Annotated in this window: 5 protein-coding genes and 1 pseudogene; 1 reads left to right on the top strand and 5 read right to left on the bottom strand. The window is 63.9% G+C overall.

What is annotated here, in order from left to right; genetic code table 11:
- The 5 genes and pseudogenes from C4301_RS09510 to C4301_RS09490 form a co-directional block, all read right to left on the bottom strand.
- Nucleotides 1-253 (bottom strand): annotated as a pseudogene (locus C4301_RS09510) (hypothetical protein); the annotation flags it as partial.
- Complete coding sequence (locus tag C4301_RS09505; RefSeq protein ID WP_352414833.1) at nt 250-1,110, bottom strand: LptA/OstA family protein; 861 nt, start codon at nt 1,108-1,110, stop codon at nt 250-252. The gene C4301_RS09505 and the pseudogene C4301_RS09510, both read right to left, overlap by 4 nt.
- Nucleotides 1,107-1,649, bottom strand: coding sequence for a hypothetical protein (locus C4301_RS09500; RefSeq protein WP_352414832.1), 543 nt, complete (start codon nt 1,647-1,649; stop codon nt 1,107-1,109). The genes C4301_RS09505 and C4301_RS09500 overlap by 4 nt, the downstream gene beginning before the upstream one ends.
- Nucleotides 1,650-1,691: 42 nt before the next feature.
- Nucleotides 1,692-2,711, bottom strand: coding sequence for a lipid II:glycine glycyltransferase FemX (locus tag C4301_RS09495; protein WP_352414831.1), 1,020 nt, complete (start codon nt 2,709-2,711; stop codon nt 1,692-1,694).
- Between the two features lie 3 nt (nt 2,712-2,714).
- Nucleotides 2,715-3,428 (bottom strand): response regulator, encoded by a 714-nt coding sequence (locus C4301_RS09490; RefSeq protein WP_352414830.1) that lies wholly within the window; start codon nt 3,426-3,428, stop codon nt 2,715-2,717.
- Between the two features lie 19 nt (nt 3,429-3,447).
- On the opposite strand from C4301_RS09490, the gene C4301_RS09485 reads away from it, so the two are divergent.
- The coding region (locus C4301_RS09485; RefSeq protein WP_352414829.1) for a prephenate dehydratase domain-containing protein at nt 3,448-3,929 on the top strand (482 nt) is incomplete at its 3' end.

Below are 3,929 nucleotides of genomic sequence, written 5' to 3'. Positions count from 1 at the left end.
CCCTGCCCTCCACGCGGCTCGCCGCATCCAGGAAGAACCGCCTCCCCGAGACCTGGACCACCCCTTGGCCCAGCTCCTCCAAGACCCCAGCGAAGAGGTCTCCATAATCGCCGTAGAAAAGGCTCCCCTCCGCCTCGCTCACCGTGGCCACCACGGTATTGTCCTTTCGCTTAAGCTCCACCTGGGGGCGGAAGACCTCCTGGGCCAAGACCAAGAGGAGGAAGAAAAGGGGAGGCAGGAGGATAAGCCTCACTTCTCCCCAAACTTCCTAAACTCCCCCCGGGGAAGCTGGAAGGCCCGGGGATAGAGGCGGACCTGGTGGCGGTTCACGTTGTGCTGTAAGGTGGCTCCGGAAAGGCTGAACCCCTCCTTTTTGTTCTCGCTCCGGGCCGGCCGGCCAAGGACGATCGCCTCCCCCGTGGTGTCGTCGTAAAAAAGGCTCTCCCCAGTGGTGACCAGCTCTCCATCCTGCAGGACCACCCCCCCGGTGGCGATGAGCTTTTTGGGACCGGTGAGGCTCCGAACCTCCTTGGCCCGGATGATGAGGTCCCCTTCTGAGCGCTTCCTCTTAAGGACCACCCCTTCTGGATCCGTAAAGACGGCCAGCCCCCTTTCCTCCTCGTAGTAGACCTCCTGGGCCTGGCCCTCCTGGTTGCCGCTTTTCAGCGTGGCCGAGCGGCTGGTGGAGACGTTCGTATCCACCTCAAAAGCCATGAGGGCCGCCGAGACCTCAACCGGATCCTCCCCCGGCTTGGGTTCTTGGCGCATCTTTGCAGGGCCTTGGAGTTCCCCTTTGCCCGTGCTCTCCCTGTAGATGAGGAGGGGGCCCTCCGCCCGCACCCGGCCCCGCTCCACCACCACCCCCCCTTCGAACCGCGCCTCCCGCTCCCCCTCCGCCTCCTGTATGGTCTTGCCCTTGGGGGCGATGAGGGTGGCCCGGGGGGCCCGGATGGCGAGGTCCTTTACCCGGCCCACCACCCCGCCTTCAAACGTCCAGGGGCCATAGCGCAGATCCCCCGAAAGCCGCCCCCCCTCCACCCGGATGACCCGGACGTTTTCCGCCGCCAAAGCCGTGAGGGTCAAAAGGCCAAGAAGCACCCATCTCCTCATGACGAACCCCCTTCCACCCTGCATGGTCCAAACCTCCCCCCGGTGGGAAACTCAAACCGGGGGTCCAAGACCTCCATCTTCTCCAGGGCGAAGTCCGAGTGGAACGCCCGGGCCTCCCCCCGGAGGTTAGGAGCCTCTATGTGCACCTGTGGGGCGTAAATCCCTTCTTTCTGCCGGATGAGGACAGGCCCCTCCAGCTCCAAAAGGTAGCACCCTTTGAGGATCTCCACCCGGGCCCTGGGCGCGCGGAGGTCGTCCATGGGGTCCACCTGGACCTCGGGGGCGAAAAGCCGGGCGTCCAGCTCTCCGTTCACATACCGGCCCGCCTCCTTCAGGCGGTCGACCTGCACCTCCCGGCCCTTTTGCCTGAGTATGTCGGCTTTAAAGCGCCACTCTACCCCGGCCTCCTTAGGGTAAAGGGTGAGCTCCACCCCGTAAAGCCACACCCCCTCAGGCCTCGAGGGGGTCTCCAGGGGCCTTCGCGTAACCACAAAAGAGGCGAAAAGCAAAAGCAGCAGGCCCAAAAGGGCGCGAACCACGGAGCTTACCCTACGGAGAAGGAAGATAAGAAGGGTGAAAGTTCAGCCCAGCACATCCCGAGGATTCCCCCGCACCCGGAGGTTGACCCAGGTCTTTCGGAGGCGAAGAAGGGTTCTGACCGGTGTGTAAAGCCAAGAGGTGGGCAACACATACGCGGGGAACTGAACCCGGCTTCCCCCAAACCCCTCCTTGAAGCGGTGAATGCCCTCCGCGTGGCTCCCCTCCGGCCTCCTTGGAACCCCCCAGAGGTCGTACACCCTGTACCCCCGCTCCAGGGCATACCGGATGGCCCCCATGTGCATCCCCATGGGAGCCTTTGCCTCGGGGTGGGCCCGGCTCGAGCCTCCGTAGAGGTAATCCACCTTCCCGGCAAAGGCCACGAAAAGCCCCGCCGCCAAAGCCTCTCCGTCCTTATAAGCCAGGCTTAAGAAAGCCTCCCCCAGAGGTTGATTCATCTCCTTAAGCACCGCACGGTAGTAGGCCTCGGCGTGCTGCAGGAGGCGGGCCCGACGGTTGGTCTCCTCAAAGAGGCGGAAGAAGAGGGGAAAGGCCCCCTCTCCCTCGATGGAGACCTCCGTCCGTTTCAGAGCCAGCCGGGCGTTTCTTCGGTGCATCTCCTTCATCCCCTTCAAAAGCCCCTCCTCCCCCTGGGTAAGGTCCAGCCACAGGGAGTGGCCGGGCTGGATGGGCTCCGCGCACCGCAGGCCGGGAAAGGCTGGAGGGGAATCCTGTGCAGGAAGCCCCGCCTCGGGCTCGAGGTGGAGGTAGACCCCGCCGAACCCCCCCAGGGCCCGGGCCACCCTGGGAAGGTCGGAAAGCCGCCCCAAAGCCGGCCCCCGGGGGGCATAGGCCAAAGCGAAGGGGGTGCCCGGGAGGGTGCGGAGGAGGACCTGGGCAGCGGCCACGGCCTCTGAACCCTCCATGACCAAAACCCGCACCGGCCTCCAACCGGAAAGCCGCTTCACCTCGCCCCAGCCCCAAGACTGCAAAGCGCTGGTAATGGGGAAGGCCGAGACCGCCTCGTTCCAGGCCTTGGGGTCTTGAACTTCCTCTAAACGCACCCTTTAAGCATAAAGGCAGTCCGCCAGCAGGTCCAGCTCCTCGGAAAGGAGCCCTTCCTCCAGGTACCCCTCGAGGAGGGGGGAGGGAGGGCAGGCCTCGGCCCGTTCCCTCCGGGTCTTTAGCGGCCAGCCGTAGGCCAGGTGGCCCAGAAGATCGTACAGGTCGTAAGGTCCCGGGAGGATCCGCCGCAAAAGCCCCTCGGTCCATCCCTTGACCAAAAGGCTCCGCAAAAACGCCTCCCGGGAAGCCATCCGTTTCCAGATCCGCCGGAACTCCTCCTCAGAAGGAAGGGCCCGGCAAAGATAGGGCTTTACCTCCTCTATCCTTTCCACCACCTCGCCCCCGGGAAGAAGATAGCCCTTTCTAGAAAGAAGGGCCTCCACCGCATCGTTCAACTTCTTCCCGCTTAAGGGCTTTTCTAAAAAGAGATCCGCCCCCAGCATCCGCGCGGGCTCAAGGAATTCCTGCCCACCCCCGGTAAGCACGATAACCGGCACCTCTTTAAGCCGCTTCACCCTCCGGATGCGGTTCAAAAGGGCCAGCCCGTCCATCTCAGGCATCATCACATCCAGAATCACGAGGTCAGGCGTCTGTCCCCTCAAGTACTCCAGAGCCTCCCGGGCCGAACCCAACGCCACCACCTCGTGCCGGGTGAAGATGACCTCCAGAAGCCTTCGGATGTCGGGATCATCGTCCACCACCAAAAGCCGGGCCATATTCGTTATCATAGAGGGGATGCGGATCGCTTACCAGGGGACGGAGGGGGCCTATAGCGAGGAGGCCCTGCTCAAGACGTTTCCCGAGGCCACACCCGTGGGTTATCCCACCTTCCACCAGGTTTTTTCCGCAGTGGAGAAGGGTGAGGTGGAGCTTGGGGTGGTGCCCGTAGAAAACACCACGGCAGGAAGCATCAACCAGACCTATGACCTCCTTTTGGAAAGCGACCTCCACGTGGTGGGAGAGATCATCCACCGGGTGGAGCACTGCCTCCTCGCACCCCCCGGGCTGGAGCTAAAGGAGATCCGCTTTGTGAAGAGCCACCCCCAGGCCCTGGCCCAGTGCGACGGCTTCCTGGCCCGGCTCGGCCTTACCCCCATCCCCGTGTACGACACCGCAGGGGCGGCCCGGGAGCTTGCGGAGAAGCGCGAGCCCAGCATAGGGGCCATCGCCTCCAGGCGGGCGGCCTCCCTTTACGGCCTGGAGGTCCTGGCAGAAAA

This window comes from Thermus sp., from assembly GCF_040290245.1.
In the GTDB taxonomy this organism is placed as follows: domain Bacteria; phylum Deinococcota; class Deinococci; order Deinococcales; family Thermaceae; genus Thermus_A.
Note: the sequence above shows the minus strand (reverse complement) of the source record. Positions and strands in the feature narration are given on the sequence as shown.

Coding starts and splice junctions, on each gene's coding strand:
- C4301_RS09505 (WP_352414833.1), bottom strand. CDS start 1,110: ATGAGGAGATGGGTGCTTCTTGGCCTTTTGACCCTCACGGCTTTGGCG.
- C4301_RS09490 (WP_352414830.1), bottom strand. CDS start 3,428: ATGGCCCGGCTTTTGGTGGTGGACGATGATCCCGACATCCGAAGGCTT.